The following is a 26,427-nucleotide window of genomic DNA, read 5'->3' as shown; positions in this document are numbered from 1 at the left end:
CCCATCAAGGCGTGTGTTGTCACATGACAGGGCCCAACGTGAGCCCTGTCGGCAACGACATCAACCCTTGTATGGTGCGATCTGCTGCTCGATCGCACCGAAGATCGAAGCGCCAGCGACATCGGTGATGTCGATCTTCAGGCGGTCGCCGAACTTCAGGAATGGCGTACTCGGTTTTCCATCGCGCAACGTTTCCACCGTGCGCTGCTCGGCCAGACACGACGCGCCCTTGCCGGTGTCCTCGTTGGCGATGGTGCCGGAGCCGACGATGCTTCCCGCGGTCAGCGGCCGCGTCTTCGCCACGTGCGCCACCAGTTCGGCAAAGCTGAATTGCATGTCGACGCCACACTCGGCCTCGCCGAACCAGGCGCCGTTCAACCAGGTGCGCATCGGCAGGTGCAGCTTGTCGCCCTGCCACGCATCACCCAGTTCGTCCGGCGTCACCAGCACCGGCGACAGCGCCGAACGCGGCTTGCTCTGCAGGAAGCCGAAGCCCTTGGCCAGTTCGCCCGGGATCAACCCACGCAAGCTCACGTCGTTGATCAGGCCGACCAGCTGGATGTGCTCCGATGCCTGCGCCGGCGTCACCGCCATCGGCACGTCGTCGGTGATCACGATCACCTCGGCTTCCAGATCGATGCCGTAATCCTCGCTCGGCACCACCACCGGGTCACGCGGTCCCAGAAAACCGGCACTGGTCGCCTGGTACATCAGCGGATCGGTATAGAACGACTTCGGCACCTCGGCGCCGCGCGCACGGCGCACGCGCTCGACGTGCGGCAGATAGGCCGAACCGTCGACGAACTCGTAGGCACGCGGCAACGGCGAGGCCAGTGCCGTCATGTCCAGCGCGAACGTGCCGGCGGCGCTGCCCGCGTTCAATTCGTCCGACAACGCGTTGAGCCGCGGCGCGGCGTTCGACCAGTCATCCAGCGCCGCCTGCAGCGTCAGCGCAATCCCGCCTGCCTTCACGGCGCGGCCGAGATCGCGGCTGACCACGATCAGCGTGCCGTCGCGGCCGCCTTCCTTGAGACTGCCAAGTTTCATGCCTTTGCTCCCCGGATTGCGCTCATTACATGCAACCGTCTTCGTTATCGATCTGCGGCGGAATGCCGACACGCCACCGGCTCACCTTTCCGCTGGTATCCGTTTCGAAAATCAACACATCGCCCTTGCCATCCGCGATGCGAAGGTATTGCTCATTCAGCTGGTACTTGTGCGGCAGTACCTGCAGGCCGGAACCGTAAAGCGCGTGGATCTGCGCCACGCTCATGCCGACCTTGCCGCCACCCGGCGCGATCTCTTTCGGCGTGCCCACGTCGTAGCGGACGAAACGCCCGTGATCGAACATGAAGTCGAAGTCGCCTAATGCCTTGTTCCACGTCGGCTGCAGCAGGGAGCAGTCGCCACCCGGGTCGACCGCACCGTTCAGATCAGCCCGCCATGCGGCGCGAAACGCATCCTCGTTCATGCCGAAGCTTGCAGCACCGTAACCGGTGTAACTTCCCAGCGCGTCCTGCGCCTGCAGCGCTTTCACCTGCGCGGCCGTCATGGTTGATTTCGGCCTGCCCGAAGCCGTGGGGGCAGGCGGCGGCTCGCTGGAGCAGGCCGCCAACGCGAGCACACATGCCAACACCATAACCACCTGCTTCATGTGCGCTCCGGATTGAAATGCTTGCGAATGCCTTGCCAGCATTCGTAATAGTTCTGCTGGCGCTGTGGCATATCGAGCGCCTGCCGGGTGGGACGGATCACCTTGCGCGTCTCGAACATGAAGGCCATGGTGCCACCGATCACGTCCGGCTTGGAGAGGTCGGCCGCCGAAGCCTTCTCATAGGTGGCGGCATCCGGGCCATGCCCGCTCATGCAGTTGTGCAGCGAAGCCCCGCCAGGCACGAAACCTTCGGCCTTGGCGTCATACACGCCGGTGATCAGGCCCATGAACTCGCTAGCCACGTTGCGGTGGAACCATGGCGGACGGAAGGTGTGCTGCGCCACCAGCCAGCGCGGCGGGAAGATCGCGAAATCGACATTCGCCGTGCCGTGTGTGTCGCTGGCCGAGGTGAGCACGGTGAAGATCGACGGATCGGGATGGTCGAAACTGATCGAACCGATCGTGTTGAAATGACGCAAGTCGTATTTGTACGGCGCGTAGTTGCCATGCCAGCCGACCACGTCCAGCGGTGAATGGTCGATCTTCGCCGTCCACAACGCGCCCTGAAACTTCGCAACCAGCTCGAACTGGCCTTCCACGTCTTCGTACGCCGCCATCGGGGTCAGGAAGTCGCGCGCATTGGCCAGGCAATTCGAGCCGATCGGGCCGAGATCCGGCAACCGGAATAGTGAGCCGAAGTTCTCGCACACGTAGCCGCGGGCCAGATCGTCCAGCAGCTCGACCCGGAAGCGCACACCGCGTGGAATCACCGCGATCTCCTGCGGCTCGATCTCGATCACGCCAAGCTCGGTGGCCAGGTGCAGGCGACCTTGCTGCGGCACGATCAGCAACTCGCCGTCGGCGTTGTAGAAGAAGCGCCCCTGCATCGAGCGATTGGCTGCATACAGGTGAATGCCGATGCCAGCCTGCTCGGCCGCACCGCCATTGCCGGCCATCGTCACCAGGCCGTCGACGAAATCTGCGGGTTTGTCCGGATGCGGAAGCGGATCCCAGCGCAGCTGGTTCGGCGTGGCCGGCGCCTCGTCGAAGCGGTTGTGGAACGTGGCATGTTCCAGCGACCGGAACGGTTCATGCACCGCGGCCGGACGAATCCGGTACAGCCAGCTGCGTCGGTTGAGATGGCGCGGCGCGGTGAACGCGGTGCCCGACAACTGCTCCGCATACAGTCCATGCGCCACCCGCTGCGGCGAGTTCTGTCCTTGCGGCAAGACGCCTTCGATCGCCTCGCTGGCAAACTCGTTGCCGAAACCGGACTGGTATTCGTTTTGCTTCACTACGCTCATGAACGTTCCACCATCATGGTTACTGCCACGGCACCCGAACGCACGTGGCAGAGCCTTGGAAAGATACCACCGCGATTACTGCTAGATTGGACGTGCTGCTCTGTCAGAACGGTCTCACTCAACTTCATGAAAAGGGAGAGTCATGTCATCCGAATTCAGCATTCCAGCAGATGTCTATTCGTCTTTTCAGGCCAGTGCCAGCAGTGATATTTCCGACATTGCCACGCCGCTGGTAGAAGTGAAAGGTTGGATCAGGTTCATTGCGATCGCCCAGATCGCGATTTCAGTTTTGTATATCCTTATTTCGCTCGTTATCGCGCTGCGCGGCATCGGTGCGTTCGGTATCGGCATAGTTGTCGCGTTGCTGCCGATCTATTTGAGCGTGTTGATACTGCAAATCGTCGCCGCAGCCGAACGGGCTTACACACGAGGAGATGCCTCTACACTGAAGCTCGCCCTGAGCAAAGTGAAAACCTATTTTCTGATCCAGGCGATTGTAACGATGGCCGGCTTCATCTTCGCTATTGTCTTTACTATCTTCGCCGCCAATTTTGCCCTCGCCCTGTACGGCATTCGCCATCTTCCACACTAAAGCCAGTAGCGCGTGTCATAGGGGCCTTGCTATGCCACGCGCTATCACAACACGCCGCGCTTCATCTGATCGCGCTCGATCGACTCGAACAGCGCCTGGAAATTGCCTTCACCGAAGCCTTCATTGCCCTTGCGCTGGATGATCTCGAAGAAGATCGGACCGATCGCGTTCTGGGTGAAGATCTGCAGCAGCTTGCGCTGCTTGGTTTCCAGATCGGCGTCGATCAGGATCTTGTTCTTCGCCAGGCGCGGCACATCCTCACCGTGATTCGGCACACGCACGTCGATCACCTCGAAGTAGGCGTCCGGGGTGTCGAGGAATTCCACGCCAGCCGCACGCATCTTCTCCACCGTGGTGTAGATATCGTCGGTAAAGCAGGCGATGTGCTGGATGCCTTCGCCGTGGTAAGCGTCGAGGTATTCGTTGATCTGGCTCTTCGGGTCGCTGGATTCGTTCAGCGGAATGCGCACGATGCCGTCTGGCGCGGTCATCGCCTTGGAGACTAGACCGGTTTTGGCGCCCTTGATGTCGAAGTAGCGGATCTCGCGGAAGTTGAACAACCGCTCGTAGTAATCCGACCACTTCTGCATGTTGCCGAAGTACAGGTTGTGAGTCAGGTGATCGATGAAGGTCAGACCGAAGCCGGCCGGGTTCTGATCGGCACCTTCGATCGGCGCGTAGTCGGCGTCGTAGATGCTGCCGGCGTTGCCGTAACGATCGATCAGGTACAGCATGCAGTCGCCGATACCCTTCACCACTGGCGCACTCACCGCCTTGCTGGCTTCCTTGTGGTCGATGGCTTCGCCGCCGTTGCCGAGCACAGTGGAAAGTACTTCGCCGGATGGCTTCCTGAAGCGGATCGCGAAACCGCAGGCGCTGGGGCCGTGTGCCTTGGCGAAATCGGCGGCGAACGAATCGGGATCCTCGTTGACCAGCAGGTTCACGCCGTTCTGCCGGTACACGGTGATCGGCCGCGTCTTGTGCCTGAGGACCGCACTGAATCCCATCCGCTTGAACAGGTCATGCAACTCGCCAGCCCGACCTTCCGGCGCGGCAAACTCGACGAATTCGAAGCCGTCGATACCCATCGGGTTCTCGAACGTGGTGACCTGCATGCCAAGATTGGGCTGGGCGTTCATGGCGCTCTCCTGTGTGTCGGTGCACGATGGCAGCTCGCGAGCGTGCCACCATCGGTGGTAATCCCACGTTATAGTTACATATGTAACCATTTGCAAGGAACACTGCCGCAATGACCGCCAAGCGCAAGCCTGCCCCCGCCACCGCCGAGCACGCACCGCTGCAATTGGAACATTTCCTGCCCTACCGCTTGTCGATCCTGTCCAACACGATCAGCCAGACGATCGCCGACGACTACCAGCGCCGCTACGACATCTCGGTGACCGAATGGCGGGTGATGGCGGTGCTGGCGCGTTTCGACGGCCTGTCCGCCCGCGAGGTGGCCGAGCGCACTGCGATGGACAAGGTGGCGGTCAGCCGCGCACTGGCACGGCTGGTCGAGGCCGGGCGGGTCAATCGCAGCATCCACGATGGTGACAAGCGCCGCTCCGTACTCAGCCTCACCGAGGCAGGCTGGGTCATGCACGATGAGGTGGCGCCGATGGCGCGGGCACGCGAACGCGAAGTGCTGGCGAAACTGGACGCGGAAGAATGCGCGTGGCTTACCCGGATCCTGGACAAGTTGCAGGGCTGAGGCTCGGCATTGGGTGAACCACGCCGGCGCCTTCACGGCCAGGGTCGGTGAAGCGCAATCATCGGGACATGGCCTTCGACGTGCTCTGCTGCGGCCTGCCAGTGCCATGGAGCAATGCCATCCACCGCTGCCTTTCGGCACTTTGGGGGCATAATCGCGAAGACAGCACGCGTGGCGCGCTGGGGGCATCACCGAAGTTCCAACGGCAATGAACACGGTCGGGCCTGGGTCCGTTGACCTGCGCTCCGGCAAGGGAGCCGAATGTGCTGCGGCGGATCAACCTGATACTGCTCGCTGCATTCGCGCTCAGCATGTGCGCGGTCTCCCTGGTCGTGACATCGATGCTGCAGGAAACGCGACACGCGAGGTGCTTGCCCAGGCGGGTTTGATGCTGGACAGTGCCGCGGCGATTCGTTCCTACACGGAGACCGAGGTCGGGCCGCTGCTTGCCGACAAGATGGTCAGCGCGTTCCACCCGCAGAGCGTGCCCTTCTACGCCGCGACGCAGAATTTCCTCAGGCTGCACAAGGAGCACTCGGACTACGCCTACAAGGAGGCGACGCTCAACCCGACCAATCCGCGTGATCGCGCAACCGACTGGGAGGCGGACATCATGCAACGCTTTCGCAACGACGCAACCACCCGGGAAGTGACTGGCGCACGGGATACTCCGATAGGGAGAACCCTATTCATGGCGCGCCCGATTCGAGTCGAACCCGGATGCCTGGGCTGCCACAGCCTGCCCTCGGCGGCCCCGGCGACGATGCTCGCGCGTTATGGCAGCGACAACGGCTTCGGCTGGCAACCCAACGAAGTCGTCGGCGCGCAGATCGTCTCGGTGCCGCTCGCCAGCGCCGAATCAAGCGCCAGCAACGTCCGCCGCGGCGTGCTGACTGCCTTCGCTGCAACGTTCGCCGGCATGCTGCTGATCGTCAATGCCGCGCTCTATGTACTGGTCATCCGCCCGTTGCGCGCAATCGCGCGGATTGCCGACCAGGTAAGCCTGGGCGACGCCACCGCAGAAGAATTCCCGGGCGGCGGCGGCCGCGAGGTCACCGCACTCGCAGCCGCCTTCGGCCGTATGCGCAAGAGCCTGGACAAGGCGCTGCGGATGCTGGACGGCTGAGCCGTGACACACGATCTCTTCGTAAGCTATTCACAACCGGACCGCAACTGCGCGTTCGCCATCGTGCAACGCCTGGAGGCGCGCGGGATCAACGTGTGGATCGCACCGCGTGACGTGTCCCCGTCAGCCGACTGGGCCGCCGAAATCATCGATGCGATTGCGGGTGCACGGCTCATGCTGCTGATCTTCTCGGGCAGCAGCAACGAATCGGACCAGGTGCGTCGCGAGGTCGAGCGCGCCGTGCACAAGCAGTTGCGCATACTGCCATTCCGCATCGAGGACGTGCTGCCGTCGAAGAGCCTAGAATACTTCCTCAGCACACAGCACTGGATGGATGCGTTCCCGCCACCGCTCGAGCCGCACGTCGACCGCCTGTGAGACTACCTCGATGCCGCCCTCGGCGGATGCGTCGCCCGCGACCTCACCGCCGAACACCGGCAATCACAGAGCATAAGGCCAGCCGATATCACCCATCCGAGCGTCGGCATCGATGTCGCGCACTTGCGCCTGCTGGAGACCGAACTCGCCAGGCGTATCGGGCCCGTGGCCGGGCACCTAGTACGCCGGGCCGCACAGGGCGAGGGCGATTTCGATGCCCTCGCGCGACGCCTCGCACCGGAAATCGATGGCGAGTCGGAACAACGGATATTCCTCGAAGCCTGCTGACGGATCGGCAAGGGCAAATAGCGGATGGAACCATCGTGCACATCGTGCATCAACCGGTTGATCGACGGTGGAATTTGTTAGCGGCAAAGCGTTGAAAGATGCCCATATGGATACAAAAAGGGCAGCCAACTCTGGCTGCCCTTATATCTTTCTACCCAAAAATTCGATCAGGCCCCGTTGATGATGCGGGGTACTCAATCCGAACTTTTGTCCCAAACCATGTCGGTCACTGCATGGTTACTGACAACGGGACACCACTATTCAAAATAGCCTCTCCCGCGGGAACTGAGATCGGGCTGGTAGAGGTATTGAATGTACATACCACCGTGATGGAGCACTGCCCCAGATTTGACCACAACACGAGATTGCTCCCGTTCGACCAGACAACGTCAGCAACACCATCACCGTTGTAGTCCGAAGTCCCGGCAATCGTGTAGCCGACTACTTCCACTGGCACACTCAGAGTGACAGTTTTTTCGATGGATGCACCATTCATCAGCCAATAGCCCCAGTTTGCGCCGTCCTTGGTCTGCCAGACAAGATCGTCACGGCCATCGCCATCCAGATCGCCTCGTCCCACTATTTTCCAACCAGCGGGATACGTGGTGACGTATTTCGATGTGAAGCCACTGCCGGTGCTAAGCCACATGTAGAGATCGTTGTTCGCGCTGGTCCACAACACATCCGACTTGCCATCGCCATCGAAGTCACCGATAGCCGCCGGGTAATAGCCTGGCGTGATGTTGAAGATCCGAGAGCCAGTGCGCGTGCTGCCATCCATCAACCAATAGGCAAATTCGTGTGCTTGGTTGTCGACCCACAGCAGATCGTCCTTGCCGTCGCCATCGATATCGCCCGCACCCACTACGCTCCAACCGGCCGGATAGGTTCCCGCGTATTTCGGTGTATATCCACTGGCGCCACCAAACCAAATGTACAAATCATCGTGGGCGCTGGTCCACACGATGTCCGCCACACCGTCACCGTTGAAGTCTCCAATTGCAACCGGGTAATAGCCAGCCGCAATCGCCATTGACGCACCCTGACTTGCACCGGTTGTGCTTATGAGCGCCGTCGAAAAAGCACCCGAACCACTGGCCAGCAAACTGGCTCGACCGGCCCCAGTGACATCGTCATGCACGGGCACAACCAGCTTGTAAACGCCCGATGGACCATTCGTTATAAGGCTCCCGCCTGCAGTACCGTAGAACGTACGCGGTCCCGACTGAAGGATTGTGGAAGGAGATTTTCCATTGGCCGATGTGCCAAATTTCTGCAGAATAGTGAACACGCCATCGGGAGCGAGCTTGTACACAGCACCCTGCCCACTCAGGCTGCCTGCAGTGGTTGAACCATACAGATTGCCGTCCGAACCTTGCACCAACGGACCGGCGGCAAAGCCTTCCTGCTTTACGGTGTTGTCGAACGAATGCAGCACGGAGAACGTGCCCGTTTGATCGAGCTCGAAGACCGTCCCGAAGCCGTTCGCACCGCCACCCGTCGTAGTTCCGTAGAAATTTCCATCCGCCCCCTGAATCAGGTGACTCACGTCGGCGCCATCAGCGGCGCTGTCAAATTCGTGGATTACCGACAGATTGCCGTCCAGCGTGAGCTTGAACAGCACGTCAGTGGTAAGTGACGGTCCCATGTAGGTCAGCTGTGATCCAGCCAGCAGAGATCCATAAATGTTGCCATCCGAGCCCACCAAAAAACTGGTCGCGTTGTTGCCAGAGCCATAAAAGCTGTAAATGATTTTTTCCTGACCATCCGGCGTTAACTGAAAGATGGTTCCACCGTTGGAACCGTTGGTGCCCCCGCCGTATAGCGTGAATCCGTAGTAATTGCCGTCCGGCCCTAGCGTCACACCCATCGGCGTCGCACCATCGCTCGTGCTAAGGGTGTTGCCATAGAACGTATGCAATGTAGTGAACTGGCCATCCGGGGAAAGCTTGAATACCGTACCCTGCGGCTGCGGGCCGTTAACGGGATCGGTATACGGGCCTCCGGCATAAGTCGTCCCATACACGCTACCGTCGCTCGTCAAGCCAACCGATTGAACGAAGGGGACGCTGGCACGACTACCACCCGGAAGTTGCTGGGATCCTTCGTACAGGCCCATGTCGTGAATATCGGTGAATACGCCCGATGGAGTCACCGAATAAATGCCGCCTTGGGCGTAAGTCCCGCCACCAGATCCAAACGTGCCGTACATGATTCCGCTGGGTGCGATGGCAAAACCAAATTGCGCCGCACCCAGTCCGTCGGCATTCGGAAACTGCATGATCACCTGGTAACGCGCGGGTGACGCATGGGAGAAATTCCCCAGCCCCCCGAACAACAGCGTTGCCACAATGATCCTCCACGCTTTCGACACACGAAGCTGTGCGTCGGGACGCAACCGCGCCCCAAAATCTAGTGCCATATTTGCCCCCTGGAGAACGACCGTTGTGAAATCAAGTCGCACGCATCTTCTGCTGTTTGAACCACCTCGACAACAGCAAAAACTTACGACTGGTCGCACAAGGCGTTAGCGCACTCCATGCATCAGCCGGTTGATCAACGGTGCGATCAACAGCAGCAACACGCCCGCCCCAGCCAGAAGCCAGAAACTGAAAGTGAAGCCGGAGAGCGCCGAAGCGGCGGTCATCCCGCTCTCGCCACTGATGCGCCCGGCGAGCAAGCCCGACAGATTGCCGCCCACCGCCAGCGACAGGAACCAACCGCCCATCGACAACCCGACCAAGCGCGGCGGCGCCAGCTTGGTCACCATCGACAAGCCGATCGGCGACAGGCACAGCTCGCCCGCGGTCTGCAGCACGTAACACAGTGCCAGCGGCCAGAACGGGATCAGGCCGTGCACATCGAGCAACCGCGACAACCCGTACATCAGCCCCAGGAAGCCCAGGCCGTTGAAGACCAGGCCGAGGCCGAACTTGCGCGGGATCGACGGCTCCAGCCCGCGCCTGGCAAGGGCACCCCAGATCACCGTGAGCGGCGGCGCCAGCAACAGGATCGCCAGCGGGCTCACCGACTGGAACCAGCCGACCGGGAACACCCAGCCGCCGAACATCTGCCGGTCGACCAGGTTCTCCGCCAGGAAATTGAACGAGGTGCCGAGCTGGAAGTAGAACATCCAGAACAGCACGTTGAAGGCGAAGATGATCAGCATCGCAATCACCCGGTCCAGCTGGATGCGGTCATGCCTCAGCGCTTCGACCACCAGCATCGTGGCGACCCCGACAAACAGCAGGCCGAGCAGCCACTGCAACCCGGCGGCACCGATCCGCGACAGCAGCAGGTACACCAGCGGCACGGCCATCACCACGCCGATCAGTACCCAGACCACGCGCAGCCGATTCTCGCTACCGGCCGCCGGCCGCCCCACTCCACGCAGGCTGCGCCGTCCGAACCAGAACCACAGCAAACTCAGCAGCATGCCGACACCAGCGGCGGCGAACACCAGTTTGTAGTTCTGTTCCAGCGGGGTCGACGTGAAATACGACGCCATCCAGCCGGTAAGCAGCGGCGCCACGAACGCGCCTGCATTGATGCCCATGTAGAACAGCGTGAACCCGCGGTCGCGGCGCGGATCGTCGCGTCCGTAAAGCTGCCCGACCATCGAGGAGATGTTCGGCTTGAACAGGCCGTCACCCACGATCACCAGCGCCAGGCCGAGCAGGAGCATCTGCCGGTCCGGCAGCATGATCGTGAACAGGCCGGCAGCCATCACCGCCGCGCCGAGCAGGATCGAACGCTGATAGCCGATCAGCTTGTCCGCCACCCAGCCACCGAAGATGCCGGTGGCGTAGATCAGCGCGGTATACGCACCGAAGATGCTGCTGGCCCAGCCCTGCCCGGCGGCATCGCCATGGTAGAACTGCGCCACGATATACAACGCCAGCGCCCAGCTCACGCTGTAGAACGCAAAGCGCTCCCAGAACTCGGTCATGAACAGCATCCACAACGGACGCGGATGGCCGAGCAACTGCGGATAGTCGGGCACGTCGCCGGCGCCGGCGTCGAGGGTCTGGCTCATGCGGTTCCCTGGCTCGTCGCCGCCGATTCCGGCGGCGATCTATTGATGGATGGATCGTGCAGATGTAACCGGCACGCACGACGCCGTCAAATGCACCACCGCAGAGTCAGCTGCCGAGGATGGTGCGCACGTCCAGCAGCTCGGGGAAGAACTCCAGTTCGAGCGCCTTCTTCAGGAACGACACGCCGGACGACCCCCCGGTGCCGCGACGGTGGCCGATGATCCGCTCCACCGTTTTCATGTGGCGGAAACGCCAGAGCTGGAAACTCTCCTCCACGTCCACCAGCTGCTCGCACATGTGATATTCCGGCCAGAAACCCGCACGTTCCTCATAAATGCGCCTGAGCGTGGGCAACAACGCCTCGTTGCACTGATAGGGCTGGGTCCAGTCGCGTTGCAGCAGGGCCGAAGGCACGGCGTGGCCGCGCCGCCCCAGATAGCGCAGGAACTCGTCGTACAGGCTGGGAGCCTCCAGCACCTCACGCAGCGTGGCCTGTGCCGAAGGATCGTGCGCGAACACCTTGAGCATCTGCGCGTTCTTGTTGCCGAGCAGAAACTCGATCATGCGGTATTGCAGCGACTGGAAGCCGGACGACGGCCCAAGCACGCCGCGGAACTCCAGATACTCCGACGGAGTCAGCGTCTCCAGCACCGCCCATTGCTCGAACAGCTGACGCTGGATCTGCTTCACACGCGCCAGGATCTTCAGGCAGGCGTCAATGTCGTCAATCTGCAGATGCGCCACGGCTGCCTTCAGCTCATGGATCAGCAGCTTCATCCACAACTCGGAAACATGATGCTGCACGATGAACAGCATTTCGTCGTGATGCGGCGGCTGGCTCAATGGCTGCTGCGCGGACAGCAGGATGTCCAAGTGCAGGTAGCCGCCGTAGGTCATCTGCCCGTTCAGATCCGTCTGGATACCGGCCTCGATGTCGCGCTGGTTGTCGCCCATGGTGTTCCGTGTGCTCCCGAAAGGTTCATGGTAACGGTTGCCACGCCACGCGGTCCGATGTGCGGCAGGAAATCACGCCACGCAGGGCAGACTGGCACCTCGCTCACCGGCCCGTTGCAAGACATCGAAACAGCTTGCGGATCGCCATGGGCAGCCATTCCGTACGCGTACGAATGCTGCGCCGTACCTTGCAGCGCAACATGCCCGCCTGCTATCAAGTGCGGTCTTGTGCGGTCGTTTGTGCGCCTTGGCCCAGGCGCATATGACCACCCCCAATCCCCTTTCCTCACTCCGGAGCGAGTCGTGACCATCGCCGCCAAGTTTGAAATCGAATACTTGCAATACCTCGATGCCGAGGGCAAGCAGGTCCGTGACGATCTACCCGAGTTCGCGAAGGACCTCGGCCACATGGTCGAGCTGTACAAGCTGATGCTGTCGACCCGCGTGTTCGACGCCAAGTCGATCGCCCTGCAGCGCACCGGCAAGCTTGGCACCTACGCCAGCTGCCTTGGCCACGAGGCCGCGCACGTCGGCATCGGCAGCGCGATGAAGCCGGAAGATGTGCTGGCTGTCAGCTACCGCGAATACGGTGCCCAACTGTATCGCGGCGTGCAGCCGCGCGAGGTTTACATGTACTGGGGCGGCGACGAGCGCGGCAACGATTACCAGAAAGAACCGGCACGCCACGACTTCGCCTGGTCGGTGCCGATCGCCACACAGTGCCTGCACGCTGCCGGTACCGCGCTGGCGTTCAAGATCCGTGGCGAGAAGCGCGTGGCCGTGTGCACGATCGGCGACGGCGGCTCGTCCAAGGGCGACTTCTACGGCGCCATCAACATCGCTGGCGCGCAGAACCTGCCGATGGTGGCGGTGATCGTCAACAACCAGTGGGCGATCTCGGTACCGCGCAAGATCCAGTCCGGCGCACCGACGCTGGCGCAGAAAGGCATTGCCGCAGGCCTGTTCTGCATCCAGGTGGACGGCAACGACATCATCGCCGTGCGCAAGGCGATGGAAGACGCGCTGGAGCGTGCACGCAGCGGCAAGGGCGGCAGCGTGATCGAGGCGGTGACCTATCGCCTCGGCGATCACACCACCGCCGACGATGCACGCCGCTACCGCGGCGAGCAGGAAGTGAAGGACGGTTGGGAAAAGGAACCGATGAAGCGCCTGCGCAACTGGCTGGTAGCCAAGGGCGTGTGGGACGACGCGAAGGAAGAAGCCTGGAAGGCCGAGTGCGACGAGTGGATGGACAACGAGGTGAATGCCTACCTCGAGACCAAGACCCAGCCGGTCACGGCGATGTTCGATTACATCTTCGCCGAAGTCCCCGCCGATCTCGCCAAGCAGCGCGATTACGTCCTCTCGCTTGAAACCCAGCTCGAATCCAAGAAGGGTCATTGAGTCATGGCACAAATCACTCTCATCGAAGCCGTCACCCAGGCACTCGCCTACGAAATGGCGCACGACGACAGCGTCGTGGTGCTGGGCGAGGACGTCGGCCTCAACGGCGGCGTGTTCCGCGCTACCCAGGGTCTGCAGGAAAAATTCGGCGAACTGCGCGTGCTCGACACGCCGCTCGACGAAACCACGATTGCCGGCGTCACCGTCGGCCTCGCCGTGGCCGGCATGAAGCCGGTCGCCGAGGCGCAGTTTGAAGGCTTCATCTATCCGATGATGGAGCAGATCGCCTGCCACGCCGCGCGCATGCGCAACCGCACCCGCGGTCGTCTCACCGTGCCGGCGGTGTGGCGCGCGCCGTGGGGCGGCGGCATCCGCGCACCGGAGCATCACTCGGAAGCGAACGAGCACCTGTTCACCAACATCCCCGGCCTGCGCGTGGTGATGCCGTCGTCGCCGGCGCGCGCCTATGGCCTGTTGCTGGCCGCGATCCGCGATCCGGATCCGGTGATGTTCTTCGAACCCAAGCGGATCTACCGCCAGTACAAGGAAGAGGTGCCGGACGATGGCGAGGCACTGCCGCTGGACGTATGCTTCGTGCTGCGCGACGGCACCGACGTGACCCTGGTGAGCTGGGGCGCACAGGTGAAGGAGGCACTGGAAGCCGCCGACGAACTGGCCGCGCAGGGCATCAGCGCCGAAGTGATCGACGTCGCCACGCTGACCCCGCTCGACTTCGACACGATTGCTGAATCCGTACAAAAAACGGGCCGCTGCGTGATCGTGCACGAGGCACCGAAGACCGCCGGTTTCGGGGCCGAAATCGCCGCCCGTCTGGCCGAGGAGTGCATCTACGACCTGCTCGCGCCGGTCGAGCGCGTCACTGGTTTCGACACGCACATCCCGCTGTTCCGCCTGGAAATGAAATACCTGCCGAGCGTGGAGCGCGTCGTTGACGCCGCCAAGCGCACACTGGCCGCCAGCTAACCTTCAACGGACCCGATCCCATGGCTGATATCAAGACGTTCTACCTGCCCGACCTCGGCGAAGGCCTGCCCGACGCGACCATCGTCGAGTGGCATGTGAAGGTGGGCGACAGCATCAAGCTCGACGCCCCGCTGTGCTCGATGGAAACCGCCAAGGCGGTGGTCGACGTGCCCTCGCCGTACACCGGCAAGGTCACCAAGCTGCACGGCGCACCCGGCGACATCATCGAGACCGGCTCCGCGCTGGCCGAATTCGAACCGGACCCGAATGCCAAGCAGCGCGCCGAGGCCGAGTCGACCGGCCATCACCACGGCCCGAAGAAGAGCGTCGGCAGCACCGTCGCGGACGACAGCCACAAGGTGGTTGCCTCCGACGAAGGCGGCGAGATCGAAAACAACGGCAAGAAGGCCGATCGCGAAGACGAAGGCACCGTGGTCGGCGCGATGGTCAGCGGCAGCCACGTGCACGTCGAGCAGGCTGCCAGCATCGGCGGCGTGAAGGCGGTACCGGCCGTGCGCGCGCTGGCGAAGAAGCTCAAGGTCGATCTCAGCCGCGTGCGCCCGAGCGGTGCCGATGGCGTGGTCACCATGCAGGATGTGAAGAACGCTGCCGCGAACGGTTCGGCCGCACTCGGTGCCGCGCCGGCGCGTGCCGTTGCCGCTACTGCCGGTCGCCATCTGGCCCCCGAGCTGCCGCAGCCCGAGCCGGCACGCACTGCCACCTCGCTCGCCGGCAAGCCGGTACGCACCGCGCCGCCGAGCGTGCAGGCCAGCGGCCAGCCGGAACAGCTCAAGGGCGTGCGTCGCAACATGGCCCGCGTGATGGCCGATGCCCACGCCCAGGTCGTGCCGACCACCCTGGTCGATGACGCCGACCTGCACGCCTGGATCGGCAAGCAGGACATCACCGCCCGCCTGATCCGCGCGATCGTGTCGGCCTGCAAGACGGTGCCGGCACTGAACGCGTGGTTCGACGGCAAGAACCTCACCCGCACCCTGCATCCACACGTCGACATCGGCATCGCGGTGGATACCGACGACGGCCTGTTCGTGCCGGCGCTGCGCAACGCCGACGTGCTCGACGGTGCCGGCACTCGCGCCGCGATCAAGCGCCTGCGCACCCAGGTCGAGGATCGTTCGATCCCCGCCTCGGAACTGTCCGGCTACACCATAAGCCTGTCCAACTTCGGCATGTTCGCCGGCCGCTACGCGACCCCAGTCGTGGTACCGCCGACCGTCGCCATCGTCGGTGCCGGCAAGCTCAGCCACGACGTGGTCGCGGTGATCGGCGGCATCGAAGTGCATCGCCGCATGCCGCTGTCGCTGACCTTCGACCACCGCGCCGCCACCGGCGGTGAAGCGGCGCGCTTCCTCAAGGCGATGCTCGACGATCTGGCGTTGCCGAACTGACCTAGACGCACACGTAAAACAGACAGGGCGCCTTCGGGCGCCCTGTCTGTTTCTGTCACCAGAGCTCAGTAATCGCGCACGTCCAGCAACATGAAGCAGCGCGCGCTGTAGTCGCTGTTCTGCGGCCACGCGACCGCAGTCAGCGCCAGGGTACCCGCCGTCCACGGCTCGTTGTCGAGCGAAGCCTCGCTGCGTGAATCGCCCTCCGCGACCTGGCTGTGCACCAGCCGCACCCAGTGCAACTCGGGCGTCAGCGCTTCGCGCTTCAGCGTGGCCTCGACTGCCGCCAGCGCCTCGGCCGGAATGGTCACGGCATCGGCGGCCGTACCGCGTGCGTTGAACGGACCGATGAACACATCCCACGTACGCACGCCGATATCCCATGCGGCGATCCGCATCTTGCGATCGTCGGTGACGTACCAGCACGCCGCCAGCAGCAGATGGAAGGCATTCTGCTCGAACGCGTGCAGGGCATCGCGGCAACCGGCCTCACCACCACCGATGCCGGCGAAGCTCTCCTCGATGCGACGTTCCTCGCTCAACACCACGTCGATATCGAGGCGACCCGGCTCACCCGCGGCACCCTCATGCCACTCGGCACGGATCGCGGGGAAGTCATCGTCGGTGACCAGCCAGCCGTCCTCGTCGGCATCGAGCTCGACATCGTGCCGCTCGAACAACCGCAGCAGGTATTTCTGTAGCGCAGCACTATCCATACATATCCTCGCCCGGGTGCGGCTGAAGCCACTCTTGCAAAAACATCATTCGATCGGCGATGGCAGTTCGCGCCAAGTCAGGTAGACGCGCAGGTCGAACTCCCGTTGATGGTAGTCCGGCAACATGTACTGACACAGCTGGTAGAACGCCTTGTTGTGATCCTGCTCTTTCAGATGCGCCAACTCGTGCACCACGATCATCTGCAGGAATTCCGGTGCCGCGTCCTTGAACAACGCGGCTACGCGGATTTCCTTCTTCGCCTTGAGCCGGCTGCCCTGCACGCGCGAGATCGCGGTATGCAGCCCCAGCGCATTACGTACCACGTCAAGCTTGCTGTCGTACAACACCTTGTCGATGCCCGGCGCATTCTTCAGGTATTCCTGCTTCAGATCCATCGTGTAGGCGTACAGCGCCTTGTCGCTCTGCACCGCATGGCGATACGGATAGTGCTTGGCCAGATGCTCATCCAGGCGTTGCTGCGCGATCAGCTGGCGTACCTTGTCCTGCAAGGCGACGGGGTACGCCTGGAGATATTTGAGCAGCATCATGGAAGGCATTCTCGCATTGCGCCGGGTTCACGCGTGCCGGCGTAGAACGAACGCGCCGAATCCAGCGGAGATCATCATGCACCACAGCCGTCTAAGCACCCTCGTCCTCGACTGCTGCGGCGACGATCTCGCTGCGGCGACCGCATTCTGGAGCCAGGCGCTGGGCAAGCCGGTCGCCAATCCCGATCAGGACGGTGACGGCAAGTACGCGGAACTGGGAACCGCCGCGGATGAGCCGATCATCCTGCTGCAGCGGGTGGATCACCCCAGCCGCGTGCACCTGGACATCGAAACCGACGATCTGGAAGCGGAAATGCGCCGGCTGGAACGACTAGGGGCGAAGCGGGTGTCCTTCGTGCGCGGGCGCTGGTGGGTGATGGAGGCGCCCAGCGGCCACCGCTTCTGCGTGGTGCGCCCGCAACGCGATGCCTTCGGGCCTCACCTCAATCGCTGGGACTGACGGCGACCGGCCGTCGAAATCAGCGACGGCTTCCCCAGCAGGCGTGGCGCAAAAGCATCGCCAGCACCAGCACCGCGGCAAACGCACCGTAGCCATACAGTGCCGGCAAGACCTGCTGCCAGATGCCCCCGCTTGCGCGACCAAACTGGTCGACCGGCGGCAGCTCGACCATGTCGAAACCGATCACCGCGCATTGCACCGCGCCGATCATCGCCAGCAGCAGGGCCACGAAATCGAAAATGCGCCGGCCCGACGTCCGCGGGAGGCTTTTCGGATAGGCCCAGTAAGCCCAACACAGGATCAGCAGCCACGGTGCCAGCAGCAGGATGGCCAGGTAACGCATCGATCAATCACTCCGTCGGCTTGAGCCGCTGCACATCAATCCTGCGCAGCGAGCTGATCCAGCGCCTGACGCAGTTGCACCAGTGCCTGGTCACGTGACTGTGCATCGCGGTAGTCGGGCGTGCTGGCGACCTGCACACCGTCCAGATCCAGGATCATGCCCTGGGGCTGGATCTGCAGCACCGCAGCAGCGGCACCCAATGTCTTGAGGCGTTTCTGCAGCGCCCCAGCCGCCTTCGGATCGGCGAACGGGATCGACAGCAGCAACTCCTCGCCTTCCGCGGAGAACAGGCGAAAACGGAACTTACCATCGGCATCGCGGAAACTGGCGAAGCGCGGCATTTTGTCCTGCTTCGTGGCCGTCTTCGGCGGGGCCGTGGTGGTCGCCGAGGTACCGGCCGAACGCAGCCCCAGCGCATCGCGCAAGGCGGCAAGCTTCGGTGTGGCGATCGCGCGCGCCTTCTGCGCGCCCTGCTGCAGGATCGCCTCGATGGCGGCTGGATCGGCCATGAACGCCTCGTAGCGTTCACGCATCGGCGCCACATCGGTCTCGATGCGTTCGTACAGCACCTGCTTCGCGTCACCCCAACCCAAGCCGTCCAGCAGCGCCTGGCGGAACGCTGTCGTCTCGGCCTCGCTGGCAAATGCACGGAAGATGGTGAACAGCGCAGCGCTGTCCGGATCCTTCGGCTCGCCCGGCAGACGCGAATCGGTGACGATGCGCATGATCGTCTCGCGCAACTGCTTCTTGCCACCGGCGAACAGCGGAATCGTGTTGTCGTAGCTCTTGGACATCTTGCGGCCATCGAGACCGGGCAAAGTCGCCACCTGCTCCTCGATCAGCGCTTCCGGCAGCACGAAAAACTCGCGACCATGGATATGGTTGAAACGCTGACCGAGATCGCGCGCCATCTCGATATGCTGGATCTGGTCGCGCCCCACCGGCACCTTGTGCGCATCGAACGCGAGGATGTCGGCTGCCATCAGTACCGGATACATGTACAGGCCAGCGGTGATGCCGGCGTCAGCGTCCTCACCGGTCTCCGTATTCCGGTCCACCGCCGCCTTGTAGGCGTGCGCACGATTGAGCATGCCCTTGGCGGCGACGCAGGTGAGGAACCAGGTCAGCTCGGGAATCTCCGGGATGTCCGACTGCCGGTAGAACGTGACTCGTTGCGGATCGAGACCGGCGGCCAGCCAGGTCGCGGCGATCTCCAGCCGCGAGCGCTCGATCCGCGCCGCATCGTCGCTCTTGATCAGCGCGTGATAGTCGGCCATGAAGTAGAACGCATCGACATCAGCACGCCGGCTGGCTTCGACAGCCGGGCGGATCGCACCCACATAGTTGCCCAGGTGCGGGGTACCGGTGGTGGTGATGCCGGTGAGAACTCGAGTCTGCATAGGATTCGCTTGTAATGTCTGCGGGCCGGTGCACTCAGCGCAGCAGCGTGGATTTGCCAAAGAGCGATTCGACCAGATCTACCGCCAGTTTGGCGGTCTGGTTGCGCTTGTCGTACGCCGGGTTCAACTCGACGATGTCCAGCGACGCCATGCAACCGGTGTCGGCGATCATCTCCATGCACAGCTGCGCCTCGCGGTAATCGGGACCGCCACGCACAGTGGTGCCAACGCCGGGCGCGATGCTCGGATCGAGGAAATCCACATCGAAGCTCACGTGCAGATGGGTATTTCCATCGACGCCGGCCAGCGCCTCTTCCATCACGCCCTTCATGCCGATCTCGTCGATGCGGCGCATGTCGAACACACTCATGCTCGCCTCGCGCACCAGCTGCTTTTCGCCCTCGTCCACCGAGCGGATGCCGATATAGCGGAAAACGTCGGGTATAGTCGCTGGCGTGTTGCCGCTGAGCCCGGTGAGTTCGGCCGGACCCGTACCGCACAGGCAGGCTACCGGCATGCCATGGATATTGCCCGACGGCGTGGCCTGCGCTGTGTTGAAATCGGTATGTGCATCCAGCCACAGCACGCGCAGTTGCTTGCCTTCGTCGTGGCAATGTCGAGCCACGGCCGAGATCGAACCGATTGCCAGGCAATGATCGCCACCGAGCATGATCGGCAGACGACCTGCCTGAAGTTCCTGATGTACAGCCGTATAGACGGCCGTATTCCAGGCCACTACTTCATCCAGGTGACGGTAGCCATGCGTGGGCGGCTGCCATGGATTGAGCGGCCCCTGCAGGTTGCCTCGATCGATCACGGTCAGCCCGCGGCGCTCCAGCCTGGCAGCAAGGTTGGCCACCCGCAGCGCTTCCGGACCCATCGCGGCACCGCGGTGTCCGGCGCCGATATCGGTCGGCACGCCGATCAGTGAAACGGTCTGCTTGCTCATGAACCTGTATACCTGCCTGTAGCATCCGGATGACACAGGTCGGCGCCATTGCGCACCACCAGCATCAGCATGGTGACGGTAATTCGTGAAGCTCGGCTACGCACCACTGCTTCAGAACAGAATCCGCCGTCCTTGTGAAGAGACGCCCGCGGCATGGCGCCGCGGGAACTGGTTGGAGTTTACCGGAAGGAGCGGTTCGGCCACTGCGAAACCGGATGGAACGACCGCGCTGCACATAGATGACTGAGCGCAGATCGAATGGACGCAATGTGTCAGGCTACCGGAGGCTGATGGCCATTCATCGCAATGGGCGGCGGCGCGCCATGCTGCAATCGCACGGCTTTGGGAATCGGTGTCGTGCCAGCCGGCGCGATCGCGCCGGAAATCCGTCACCGACCTCAGTTGGATTCGGCGTGGCGACTCCGCGCGAGTTCGTCCTCGCGGCGCGAGCGAGCGCCCGGACTCCAGGTCACAAGTTCAATGCAGGCTATTGTACCTGCGGGCTTCGCGTTCCCTTCGACTTTCCCCAGCATCCCTGCAAACAGCGACATCGCACGCCAGAAAGTGGAGTGCGCAAGAAGCGTATGCATAATAGATTGTCCCGGCTGCCCCTGTGCAACCGCCGACCGATCGTAAGGCAAGTTCTTACGTCATGGCAACTTTTACCGCCACACCCACAATCAAGGCGGCAACTAGCTGCCACGTCACCCGGCCTCAGGCGTCCGGCAGTCGAAAGGAGGAGGCTCCTCTGCTGACGCCCCCTATCGCAAGGGCAGCTCTTCGGCTAGAAGCAATCGCACAAACTTTGCTGTTGCAGATCCGGTACACGCCCGTACTTCGCGAGAATGACTGGATCCGAATACTCGCCGCGATCCGTGTCCGCACCTTGTGCATAGACCAGGACACCCTCGCATTGTGTAGCCAGCTGCTCGCCGCGCTGACGTGCGAATTCTTCCATGCCATGCAGTACCGGCTTTTCGGGCAGGACGGCACCATCAACCTCGTGAAAACTCTGCACCACGTAAAGTGTTTCCATGACCCGCTCTCTCTGCTGGCACTTGCAGAGCGTGCCGCCGCCGAAGTGCACGATGCGCGACAAAGCCGTTAAGTACGCATTGACGTTCAGTCCCGGTATGGGTTTTTGTCACGAACTCTTTTCGGTCGATACGCTCTCATCTTGGTTCTCCAGCCACCGGGAAGATCGACATGACTTCGCGACACTTGCTCCAGGTGTTCATCAGCGCCTTGCTTCTGAGCGTGGCTTGTACAGCCATGGGCCAGCCTGATGACTCACCCGACATGAAGAGTTCAACCAGCGCCGAGGACAGCACGTTCTTGCAACATGCCGCGGCCGGCCGTCTGGCCGAGATACAAATGGGGAAAATGGCGCTGGACAAGTCCTCCGATGCCAAGGCCAGACAACTGGCACAACGCACCATCGATGACACCAACGGGACCAATGACCAACTGAAGATGCTGGCCCGGAACAAACAGGTAATGCTGCCCACGGGTCCCTCACCGGATGCTCTGAAAGAAATCGGGAAGCTGCAAGCGAAGAGCGGCAGTGCGTTTGACCAAGCGTGGTCGAAGGCCATGGTCAAGGATGATCAGGCTGCCGCGAAACTGTTCACGCAGGAAAACAAGCAGACGAAAGACACGGATCTGCATAAATTCACGCAAGCCACGCTGCCCACGCTCCAAGCCCATCTGAAGTCGGCTCAGGAACTGGCCGCTGTCTCCGATGCACGCGACAAGGCCATGGATCAGACCACCAAGTCGCTGGCGAACGATCCCATGAGCAATATGCCTGCCGCGACGGCTCCGACAGTTGCGGCACCTGCCGTGCCTGTTCCTGCACCCGTTGCCAAGCACTGAACACGAGTGGCGCCCAAGACAGTCGCCTGTCATCCATGCACTCAAAAGGAGCGGCAAGCCAGCGGGTCAATTTCGTGATGAAAATCACAAAATAGTGCTCGGCAACATGAGTGAATGTGAACTGTGTCACCTCTGTAGCTGTTGTCGCCGTGAGGCGCATAATCCCACGCCGTCCCCCGGCATAGATGGCCAAGCCCGCTCAGGCGGGCTTTTCTATGCCTGACCTTGGCTTCGCTGTCATCAACTTGCATCGCATCCACGGCGGCGAATGGCGGCAGGGACACACTTGAGCATGCGGCTGCTTCCGGAATCCGGCCCAGCAAAAAGGCCTGCATCGCTGCAGGCCTTTGGCGTTGCTGGTGCCGGCACCCGGATTCGAACTGGGGACCTACTGATTACAAATCAGTTGCTCTACCAACTGAGCTATGCCGGCGAAGGACGGGGATTCTAGCAGGCTCCATCATCCGAGCTCAAAAACAGCCGGTGCTGTGCGAGCCGATCCCGCTGGTTTGGATGCGACTGCGCCAGTCGAAATGGCTGCCGTCGGCCACGACCAGATCAAGCCAGTATTCGGGCACGCTGTCGCCGCGTTCGCTCATGCGGGCCGGAAAGCCTGCCGCAATAACCTCGTCGCGGCGCTTGCGCGCGTTGGCCGGGTCCTTGAACACGCCCAGCGAGATGGTGTTGGGCTGATCGCCCGAGCTGACCACGAAGTAATCGTTGAAATTGTGCGCGCCGAGCTGTCGTGCTTGCTCCAGCGCCTGCTGCCGGCTGCCTGCTGCCGGCAGATACACCCACCAGCCGCTGGTCTGGCTGGCCTGTTCCTGGCGCGAGCGCATGCGTGTGGCCTGTGCAGCCAGTGCCTGACGCGCATTGCGCAGGTCCTGCGGTGTGGCAAACGGACCGAGCGCGAGGCAGCTGTAGCTGATTGCCTGCGACGAAGTTGCTGCTGCCGAAGTAACTGCAGCAGCTGGCACCGAGACGGCACTTACAGGCGTCGTCGGCAATTCCGACAGCAGGCGCAGTTCCGCCACACCAGGATCGGTCGGACTGCCACCGTGCGCATACGGCTGCCCCAGCAACAGCCAGGCGCCCACCGCGATATTGAACGCACTCAAGAGGACAAACAGCAGACGCAGGAACATCGAACCCCCATCACCGGCAGCAACCTTCATTCTAGCTGGGGAGTGCCGTCGCCACCTGCGTATCCGCCCATACAGCCAGGCCACGCAGCACGCCATCGTGACTCAGCCGCACCGGCAACGAGAGCAGCGGCAGCAGGACCGCGGCACCGCCGCCGCCCAGTACCAGTGCCGGTGCCAGTGACGCGCTACCCAGCCGCATCGCCATGCGCGTGGCGAAACGTTCGACCAGTGCCGCTGCCGCCTGCCAGCAACCCGAAGCCACCGCATCGGCGGTATTGTCGGCCAGTTCCAGAATCTCGCCAGGTCGTTCCAGCCGCACCCGCACGGTCGCATCCAGCAGGGACTGCTGCATCAGCTGCGGCCCCGGTGCAATCAAGCCACCCAGATGCCGTCCGTCGGCGGCCAGCGCATCGAGCGTGAGCGCCGTTCCCACGCTCGCCAGCACGCACGGTGCGCAACCGTCGGCATGTGCCGCCACCATGGCAAGGAAGCGGTCCACGCCCAGTCGCTCCGGTTCGGCATAGGCATTGCGCACCCCGCAGGCACTGGCGGGCGTACGCAACCAGTGCAGCTTGCTGTTGAACTGCTTCGCCACGCTGGCACTCACCTGCGCCTCGCGTCGATCATCAACCACCGAAGCGGCCACCACCATGGTGGGGTGCGGCAACCCGGCCCAGGCCTGATCGAGCGCGGCGGCAATATCCTGGTTCCAATCTGCCGCGCCTTGCGCCAGCCATGCGCCGGGTTGCGACTGCAGCGCCCATTTCAACCGCGTATTGCCCAGATCGAGCAGCAGTTTCATGCGCGCCGCACCGTGACATCCGCACTGTCGATCCGGCGCAGGCTGCCGTCGGCCACGCGCACCTGCAGCGCACCGCGGGCATCCACGCCGGCACCGATGCCGTCGAACACGCCGAGCGCACCGCTCAGTTGCAGCGGCTGGCCATGCAGCAGGTCGTGCCGGGCGTAGTCGGCGACGAAGCCGGCAAAACCGTCGTGCTCGAATTGCCGCAGACCATCCGCCAGCGCAGCGATCAACGCCGCGGCCACGCGATTGCGGTCCGGTGGCGAGCCAGCGGCCAGCGTGGCCAGGTCGCAGGCTGGCTGTCCGGCCTGGGCATGCAGCGCCGGAGTCAGCCGCAGATTGAGGCCGATACCGATGACCGCCGCGCATGGCCCCTGGTATTCGCCGCTCAGCTCGACCAGGATGCCGCCCAGCTTGCCACGCGGCTGTCCGCGGGAAATGGCCAGCAGGTCGTTCGGCCATTTCAGGCCTGCCCCGGCCACACCCAGTTGTTCCAGCGCGCGCAGCACGATCACCCCGATCGCCAGTGACAGGCCGCTCAATGCGGCAAACCCTGCATCGAAGCGCTTGAGGCAGGACAGATACAGGTTCAGCCCGGGTGGCGACAACCATGCACGACCGCGCCGACCACGTCCGGCGGTCTGCGTTTCCGCCAGCAACACGCTGAGATCCGCTGCCGCAGCTCCACGCCGCTGCAGTTCACTGGAAGTGGAATCCAGCTCCCAGTGCACTTCCAGCGCGCCCAGTTCGCGTTGCAATGACGCTGGCAATGCGGCACGGATCCGCTTCGCATCCAGCATCTGCAGCGGCCACGGCAGCTGATATCCGCTCGCGCCATGCGCCTCGATCGGCACGCCACGAGCGCGCAAGGCCTCGATCTGCTTCCAGATGGCCGCACGCGTCACTCCGGTCTGCTCAGCCAGGCCGGCGCCGGAAAGCGGTTCGCCGGCAGCCAGCAGGGCCAGCAACTGCGCCGGTTGCATCAGGCGCCCTCGCCCATGGGTATGACAACCGGCCGGTGGCCGCTATGAATGGAGAACATGGGCAATATCGACATGCGCAGATTCTAGCCCGGCCGGCACGACGCGGTATCCGGCACTCTCGACCCATTGCCGGAGGGCTGGTTGGCAGCACTGGCACGACCATGATGTTTCTGAGACGATCCTCAGTCTTCGCTTGCGGGGCAGGGAGTTTGGTCACCATGCGTGCCACCCATTGGCTTATCGGATGCACTTTGTGCCTTGCCGGCATCGGGAATGCCGTGGCAACGAACCTGGACACCCAGGAGCAGGACAGCGCCCAGCACACGGGCACCGACAGCGCCAGTTCACACGATGCCAACAGCAGCGGCGGCGATGTATTCGGACTGACCCGTGACACCCCCTCGCGCAACACCGGCAGCGACAGCACCGGCAATACCTCCGGCAACAGCAACGATCGCTCCGGCAGCACACCCGCCGCGCCAGCACCTCCTCGCCAGCCGCATCTTGGCTGGCAATCGCTGCTGCCCGGATCCATCCAGTAGCGCCAGGCATCATGCCGGGGCGTTGGTGGGCAACACTGCGGGCACGCTTCGAACCCACGCCGATTGCCGATCCACTATGGCGGCGCGCGCTGGGTGCCTGCCCGCTGGCGCGCCGGCTGGATAGCGAGCGGCAGCGCCAGCTTCGTCGACTGGCCACATTGTTCCTCGCCCGCAAGCGCTTTCATGCACTGGCCGGCGCTGTACTGGACGATTACTGGCGGCTGTTGATTGCCATGCAGGCCTGCCTGCCAGCGTTGCAGCAAGGAGCCACCAGCTTGCGCGGGTGGCGCGACGTGTTGATCTATCCGGGCGAGTTCAAGGTGCGTCGCAACCATCACGACGAGCATGCCGGCGTGGCCACCGAAGGCGACGGAGCCTCGATCGGCGATGCGTGGCAAGGCAGTCCGCTGGTGCTTTCGCTGGCCGACGTGCAACTGGATCTGGAGCAGCCGTGGGACGGCTACAACGTGGTCGTGCACGAGATGGCACACAAGCTGGACATGCTCGACGGACCGCCGGATGGCGTGCCGCCACTGGTGGAAATTCCGCGGCGACGCTGGATCGAGCAGTTCGAGCTGGCCTACAACCGCCTGGCCATGGCGCCGTTGGACGGCCTCGACAGCCCGATTGACCGCTACGCGGCGGAAAGCTCGAGTGAGTATTTCGCCGTGGTCAGCGAGCTGCACTACTCGCAGCCTGCACTGTTGCGACAGGCGGAGCCGACCATCGCCGAACTGCTGGAAGCGTTCTATGGCCGTTCGCCAGCCGAAGGTCGTGAACCGCCCGGTTTCCGCCGAGCGGGCTGAGCGCCGGGGAGCA

At 62.9% G+C, this 26,427-nt stretch carries 27 protein-coding genes and 1 tRNA gene; 11 read left to right on the top strand and 17 right to left on the bottom strand.

Annotation, left to right across the window (positions count from 1 at the left end; all coding sequences use genetic code 11):
* Positions 1 to 60: 60 nt before the first annotated feature.
* From B0E50_RS02260 to hmgA, 3 genes are read right to left on the bottom strand one after another with little or no spacing between them, the layout of a single operon-like run.
* A complete protein-coding gene (locus B0E50_RS02260; RefSeq protein ID WP_077439455.1) occupies positions 61 to 1,047 on the bottom strand; it encodes a fumarylacetoacetate hydrolase family protein in 987 nt (328 codons plus the stop codon).
* A 25-nt stretch (positions 1,048 to 1,072) separates the two neighbouring features.
* A complete protein-coding gene (locus B0E50_RS02255) occupies positions 1,073 to 1,654 on the bottom strand; it encodes a hypothetical protein (RefSeq protein WP_077439454.1) in 582 nt (193 codons plus the stop codon).
* Positions 1,651 to 2,958, bottom strand: a complete 1,308-nt coding sequence (gene hmgA / locus B0E50_RS02250; protein WP_077439453.1) for a homogentisate 1,2-dioxygenase — start codon at positions 2,956 to 2,958, stop codon at positions 1,651 to 1,653. Before hmgA ends, B0E50_RS02255 begins: the two co-directional genes overlap by 4 nt.
* Before the next feature lie 142 nt (positions 2,959 to 3,100).
* On the opposite strand from hmgA, the gene B0E50_RS02245 reads away from it, so the two are divergent.
* Entirely contained in the window at positions 3,101 to 3,550 is a 450-nt protein-coding gene (locus B0E50_RS02245; protein WP_077439452.1) for a hypothetical protein, read from the top strand.
* A 44-nt stretch (positions 3,551 to 3,594) separates the two neighbouring features.
* On the opposite strand, the gene hppD is transcribed toward B0E50_RS02245, so the two are convergent.
* Positions 3,595 to 4,689, bottom strand: coding sequence for a 4-hydroxyphenylpyruvate dioxygenase (hppD, locus tag B0E50_RS02240; protein ID WP_077439451.1), 1,095 nt, complete (start codon positions 4,687 to 4,689; stop codon positions 3,595 to 3,597).
* A gap of 110 nt (positions 4,690 to 4,799) precedes the next feature.
* Between hppD and B0E50_RS02235 the strand changes: the two genes are divergently transcribed.
* The 3 genes from B0E50_RS02235 to B0E50_RS02225 all read left to right on the top strand — a co-directional run bounded on the left by B0E50_RS02235 (position 4,800) and on the right by B0E50_RS02225 (position 6,765).
* Positions 4,800 to 5,261 (top strand): MarR family transcriptional regulator, encoded by a 462-nt coding sequence (locus tag B0E50_RS02235; protein ID WP_077439450.1) that lies wholly within the window; start codon positions 4,800 to 4,802, stop codon positions 5,259 to 5,261.
* A gap of 208 nt (positions 5,262 to 5,469) precedes the next feature.
* Positions 5,470 to 6,387 (top strand): DUF3365 domain-containing protein, encoded by a 918-nt coding sequence (locus B0E50_RS02230; RefSeq protein WP_077439449.1) that lies wholly within the window; start codon positions 5,470 to 5,472, stop codon positions 6,385 to 6,387.
* A gap of 3 nt (positions 6,388 to 6,390) precedes the next feature.
* The gene (locus tag B0E50_RS02225) at positions 6,391 to 6,765 is read left to right on the top strand and encodes a toll/interleukin-1 receptor domain-containing protein (RefSeq protein ID WP_077439448.1); all 375 of its coding nucleotides are present in this window, start codon (positions 6,391 to 6,393) and stop codon (positions 6,763 to 6,765) included.
* A gap of 514 nt (positions 6,766 to 7,279) precedes the next feature.
* Here the strand turns inward: B0E50_RS02225 and B0E50_RS02220 are convergent.
* The 3 genes from B0E50_RS02220 to B0E50_RS02210 all read right to left on the bottom strand — a co-directional run bounded on the left by B0E50_RS02220 (position 7,280) and on the right by B0E50_RS02210 (position 12,044).
* Positions 7,280 to 9,403 carry a choice-of-anchor tandem repeat GloVer-containing protein gene (locus B0E50_RS02220; protein WP_168170786.1) on the bottom strand — a complete coding sequence of 708 codons (2,124 nt, stop codon included), beginning with the start codon at positions 9,401 to 9,403 and terminating at the stop codon, positions 7,280 to 7,282.
* A gap of 177 nt (positions 9,404 to 9,580) precedes the next feature.
* Positions 9,581 to 11,089, bottom strand: coding sequence for an oligopeptide:H+ symporter (locus tag B0E50_RS02215; RefSeq protein ID WP_077439446.1), 1,509 nt, complete (start codon positions 11,087 to 11,089; stop codon positions 9,581 to 9,583).
* 106 nt (positions 11,090 to 11,195) lie between these two features.
* Positions 11,196 to 12,044: a tryptophan 2,3-dioxygenase family protein gene (locus B0E50_RS02210; protein WP_077439445.1), complete on the bottom strand. Its 849-nt coding sequence runs from the start codon at positions 12,042 to 12,044 to the stop codon at positions 11,196 to 11,198.
* Between the two features lie 303 nt (positions 12,045 to 12,347).
* Between B0E50_RS02210 and pdhA the strand changes: the two genes are divergently transcribed.
* Genes pdhA through B0E50_RS02195 form a run of 3 tightly spaced genes read left to right on the top strand, consistent with a single transcriptional unit; the run spans position 12,348 to position 15,841 of the window.
* On the top strand, positions 12,348 to 13,448 hold the full coding sequence (pdhA, locus tag B0E50_RS02205) for a pyruvate dehydrogenase (acetyl-transferring) E1 component subunit alpha (protein WP_077439444.1): 1,101 nt from the start codon (positions 12,348 to 12,350) through the stop codon (positions 13,446 to 13,448).
* Positions 13,449 to 13,451: 3 nt separating this feature from the next.
* The gene (locus B0E50_RS02200; RefSeq protein ID WP_077439443.1) at positions 13,452 to 14,432 is read left to right on the top strand and encodes an alpha-ketoacid dehydrogenase subunit beta; all 981 of its coding nucleotides are present in this window, start codon (positions 13,452 to 13,454) and stop codon (positions 14,430 to 14,432) included.
* Positions 14,433 to 14,452: 20 nt separating this feature from the next.
* Positions 14,453 to 15,841: a dihydrolipoamide acetyltransferase family protein gene (locus B0E50_RS02195; protein ID WP_077439442.1), complete on the top strand. Its 1,389-nt coding sequence runs from the start codon at positions 14,453 to 14,455 to the stop codon at positions 15,839 to 15,841.
* A gap of 65 nt (positions 15,842 to 15,906) precedes the next feature.
* Here the strand turns inward: B0E50_RS02195 and B0E50_RS02190 are convergent, their stop codons facing one another.
* Together B0E50_RS02190 and B0E50_RS02185 are read right to left on the bottom strand one after the other, a co-directional pair.
* On the bottom strand, positions 15,907 to 16,557 hold the full coding sequence (locus B0E50_RS02190; protein ID WP_077439441.1) for a DUF6348 family protein: 651 nt from the start codon (positions 16,555 to 16,557) through the stop codon (positions 15,907 to 15,909).
* A gap of 45 nt (positions 16,558 to 16,602) precedes the next feature.
* Positions 16,603 to 17,106 (bottom strand): M48 family metallopeptidase, encoded by a 504-nt coding sequence (locus tag B0E50_RS02185; protein WP_077439440.1) that lies wholly within the window; start codon positions 17,104 to 17,106, stop codon positions 16,603 to 16,605.
* A gap of 76 nt (positions 17,107 to 17,182) precedes the next feature.
* Between B0E50_RS02185 and B0E50_RS02180 the strand changes: the two genes are divergently transcribed.
* Complete coding sequence (locus B0E50_RS02180; RefSeq protein ID WP_077439439.1) at positions 17,183 to 17,566, top strand: VOC family protein; 384 nt, start codon at positions 17,183 to 17,185, stop codon at positions 17,564 to 17,566.
* Positions 17,567 to 17,585: 19 nt separating this feature from the next.
* Here the strand turns inward: B0E50_RS02180 and B0E50_RS02175 are convergent, their stop codons facing one another.
* The 4 genes from B0E50_RS02175 to B0E50_RS02160 form a co-directional block, all read right to left on the bottom strand.
* Complete coding sequence (locus B0E50_RS02175) at positions 17,586 to 17,909, bottom strand: hypothetical protein (RefSeq protein ID WP_077439438.1); 324 nt, start codon at positions 17,907 to 17,909, stop codon at positions 17,586 to 17,588.
* A 35-nt stretch (positions 17,910 to 17,944) separates the two neighbouring features.
* Complete coding sequence (locus B0E50_RS02170) at positions 17,945 to 19,309, bottom strand: tryptophan--tRNA ligase (protein WP_077439437.1); 1,365 nt, start codon at positions 19,307 to 19,309, stop codon at positions 17,945 to 17,947.
* 34 nt (positions 19,310 to 19,343) lie between these two features.
* Positions 19,344 to 20,258 carry an arginase gene (gene rocF / locus B0E50_RS02165; RefSeq protein WP_077439436.1) on the bottom strand — a complete coding sequence of 305 codons (915 nt, stop codon included), beginning with the start codon at positions 20,256 to 20,258 and terminating at the stop codon, positions 19,344 to 19,346.
* A 784-nt stretch (positions 20,259 to 21,042) separates the two neighbouring features.
* Positions 21,043 to 21,294, bottom strand: a complete 252-nt coding sequence (locus tag B0E50_RS02160) for a hypothetical protein (protein WP_077439547.1) — start codon at positions 21,292 to 21,294, stop codon at positions 21,043 to 21,045.
* Positions 21,295 to 21,464: 170 nt separating this feature from the next.
* Here B0E50_RS02160 and B0E50_RS02155 point away from each other — a divergent pair, with 170 nt between their 5' ends.
* Complete coding sequence (locus B0E50_RS02155) at positions 21,465 to 22,133, top strand: DUF4142 domain-containing protein (protein WP_077439435.1); 669 nt, start codon at positions 21,465 to 21,467, stop codon at positions 22,131 to 22,133.
* 357 nt (positions 22,134 to 22,490) lie between these two features.
* On the opposite strand, the gene B0E50_RS02150 is transcribed toward B0E50_RS02155, so the two are convergent.
* The 4 genes from B0E50_RS02150 to B0E50_RS02135 all read right to left on the bottom strand — a co-directional run bounded on the left by B0E50_RS02150 (position 22,491) and on the right by B0E50_RS02135 (position 25,066).
* Positions 22,491 to 22,566 (bottom strand) — tRNA-Thr (locus B0E50_RS02150).
* 37 nt (positions 22,567 to 22,603) lie between these two features.
* Positions 22,604 to 23,278, bottom strand: a complete 675-nt coding sequence (locus tag B0E50_RS02145; protein WP_077439434.1) for an SPOR domain-containing protein — start codon at positions 23,276 to 23,278, stop codon at positions 22,604 to 22,606.
* A gap of 31 nt (positions 23,279 to 23,309) precedes the next feature.
* Entirely contained in the window at positions 23,310 to 24,080 is a 771-nt protein-coding gene (locus tag B0E50_RS02140) for a type III pantothenate kinase (RefSeq protein ID WP_077439433.1), read from the bottom strand.
* The gene (locus tag B0E50_RS02135; RefSeq protein ID WP_077439432.1) at positions 24,077 to 25,066 is read right to left on the bottom strand and encodes a biotin--[acetyl-CoA-carboxylase] ligase; all 990 of its coding nucleotides are present in this window, start codon (positions 25,064 to 25,066) and stop codon (positions 24,077 to 24,079) included. The genes B0E50_RS02140 and B0E50_RS02135 overlap by 4 nt, the downstream gene beginning before the upstream one ends.
* 278 nt (positions 25,067 to 25,344) lie before the next feature.
* On the opposite strand from B0E50_RS02135, the gene B0E50_RS02130 reads away from it, so the two are divergent.
* A complete protein-coding gene (locus B0E50_RS02130; protein WP_254427151.1) occupies positions 25,345 to 25,608 on the top strand; it encodes a hypothetical protein in 264 nt (87 codons plus the stop codon).
* An 11-nt stretch (positions 25,609 to 25,619) separates the two neighbouring features.
* Positions 25,620 to 26,414: a M90 family metallopeptidase gene (locus B0E50_RS02125; RefSeq protein ID WP_077439430.1), complete on the top strand. Its 795-nt coding sequence runs from the start codon at positions 25,620 to 25,622 to the stop codon at positions 26,412 to 26,414.
* Positions 26,415 to 26,427 lie beyond the last annotated feature (13 nt).

The sequence above is a fragment of the Rhodanobacter sp. C01 genome (assembly GCF_002001045.1).
GTDB lineage: Bacteria > Pseudomonadota > Gammaproteobacteria > Xanthomonadales > Rhodanobacteraceae > Rhodanobacter.
Note: the sequence above shows the minus strand (reverse complement) of the source record. Positions and strands in the feature narration are given on the sequence as shown.

Excerpts from the sequence above, each read along its gene's own strand:
- B0E50_RS02215 (WP_077439446.1), bottom strand. The coding sequence starts at position 11,089 with ATGAGCCAGACCCTCGACGCCGGCGCCGGCGACGTGCCCGACTATCCG.
- B0E50_RS02140 (WP_077439433.1), bottom strand. The coding sequence starts at position 24,080 with ATGAAACTGCTGCTCGATCTGGGCAATACGCGGTTGAAATGGGCGCTG.
- B0E50_RS02160 (WP_077439547.1), bottom strand. The coding sequence starts at position 21,294 with ATGGAAACACTTTACGTGGTGCAGAGTTTTCACGAGGTTGATGGTGCC.
- B0E50_RS02230 (WP_077439449.1), top strand. The coding sequence starts at position 5,470 with ATGAACACGGTCGGGCCTGGGTCCGTTGACCTGCGCTCCGGCAAGGGA.
- B0E50_RS02245 (WP_077439452.1), top strand. The coding sequence starts at position 3,101 with ATGTCATCCGAATTCAGCATTCCAGCAGATGTCTATTCGTCTTTTCAG.
- B0E50_RS02260 (WP_077439455.1), bottom strand. The coding sequence starts at position 1,047 with ATGAAACTTGGCAGTCTCAAGGAAGGCGGCCGCGACGGCACGCTGATC.
- B0E50_RS02135 (WP_077439432.1), bottom strand. The coding sequence starts at position 25,066 with ATGCAACCGGCGCAGTTGCTGGCCCTGCTGGCTGCCGGCGAACCGCTT.
- B0E50_RS02180 (WP_077439439.1), top strand. The coding sequence starts at position 17,183 with ATGCACCACAGCCGTCTAAGCACCCTCGTCCTCGACTGCTGCGGCGAC.
- B0E50_RS02200 (WP_077439443.1), top strand. The coding sequence starts at position 13,452 with ATGGCACAAATCACTCTCATCGAAGCCGTCACCCAGGCACTCGCCTAC.
- hppD (WP_077439451.1), bottom strand. The coding sequence starts at position 4,689 with ATGAACGCCCAGCCCAATCTTGGCATGCAGGTCACCACGTTCGAGAAC.
- B0E50_RS02125 (WP_077439430.1), top strand. The coding sequence starts at position 25,620 with ATGCCGGGGCGTTGGTGGGCAACACTGCGGGCACGCTTCGAACCCACG.
- B0E50_RS02185 (WP_077439440.1), bottom strand. The coding sequence starts at position 17,106 with ATGATGCTGCTCAAATATCTCCAGGCGTACCCCGTCGCCTTGCAGGAC.
- B0E50_RS02195 (WP_077439442.1), top strand. The coding sequence starts at position 14,453 with ATGGCTGATATCAAGACGTTCTACCTGCCCGACCTCGGCGAAGGCCTG.
- B0E50_RS02190 (WP_077439441.1), bottom strand. The coding sequence starts at position 16,557 with ATGGATAGTGCTGCGCTACAGAAATACCTGCTGCGGTTGTTCGAGCGG.
- B0E50_RS02255 (WP_077439454.1), bottom strand. The coding sequence starts at position 1,654 with ATGAAGCAGGTGGTTATGGTGTTGGCATGTGTGCTCGCGTTGGCGGCC.
- B0E50_RS02235 (WP_077439450.1), top strand. The coding sequence starts at position 4,800 with ATGACCGCCAAGCGCAAGCCTGCCCCCGCCACCGCCGAGCACGCACCG.
- hmgA (WP_077439453.1), bottom strand. The coding sequence starts at position 2,958 with ATGAGCGTAGTGAAGCAAAACGAATACCAGTCCGGTTTCGGCAACGAG.
- B0E50_RS02210 (WP_077439445.1), bottom strand. The coding sequence starts at position 12,044 with ATGGGCGACAACCAGCGCGACATCGAGGCCGGTATCCAGACGGATCTG.
- rocF (WP_077439436.1), bottom strand. The coding sequence starts at position 20,258 with ATGAGCAAGCAGACCGTTTCACTGATCGGCGTGCCGACCGATATCGGC.
- B0E50_RS02155 (WP_077439435.1), top strand. The coding sequence starts at position 21,465 with ATGACTTCGCGACACTTGCTCCAGGTGTTCATCAGCGCCTTGCTTCTG.
- B0E50_RS02170 (WP_077439437.1), bottom strand. The coding sequence starts at position 19,309 with ATGCAGACTCGAGTTCTCACCGGCATCACCACCACCGGTACCCCGCAC.
- B0E50_RS02145 (WP_077439434.1), bottom strand. The coding sequence starts at position 23,278 with ATGTTCCTGCGTCTGCTGTTTGTCCTCTTGAGTGCGTTCAATATCGCG.
- B0E50_RS02175 (WP_077439438.1), bottom strand. The coding sequence starts at position 17,909 with ATGCGTTACCTGGCCATCCTGCTGCTGGCACCGTGGCTGCTGATCCTG.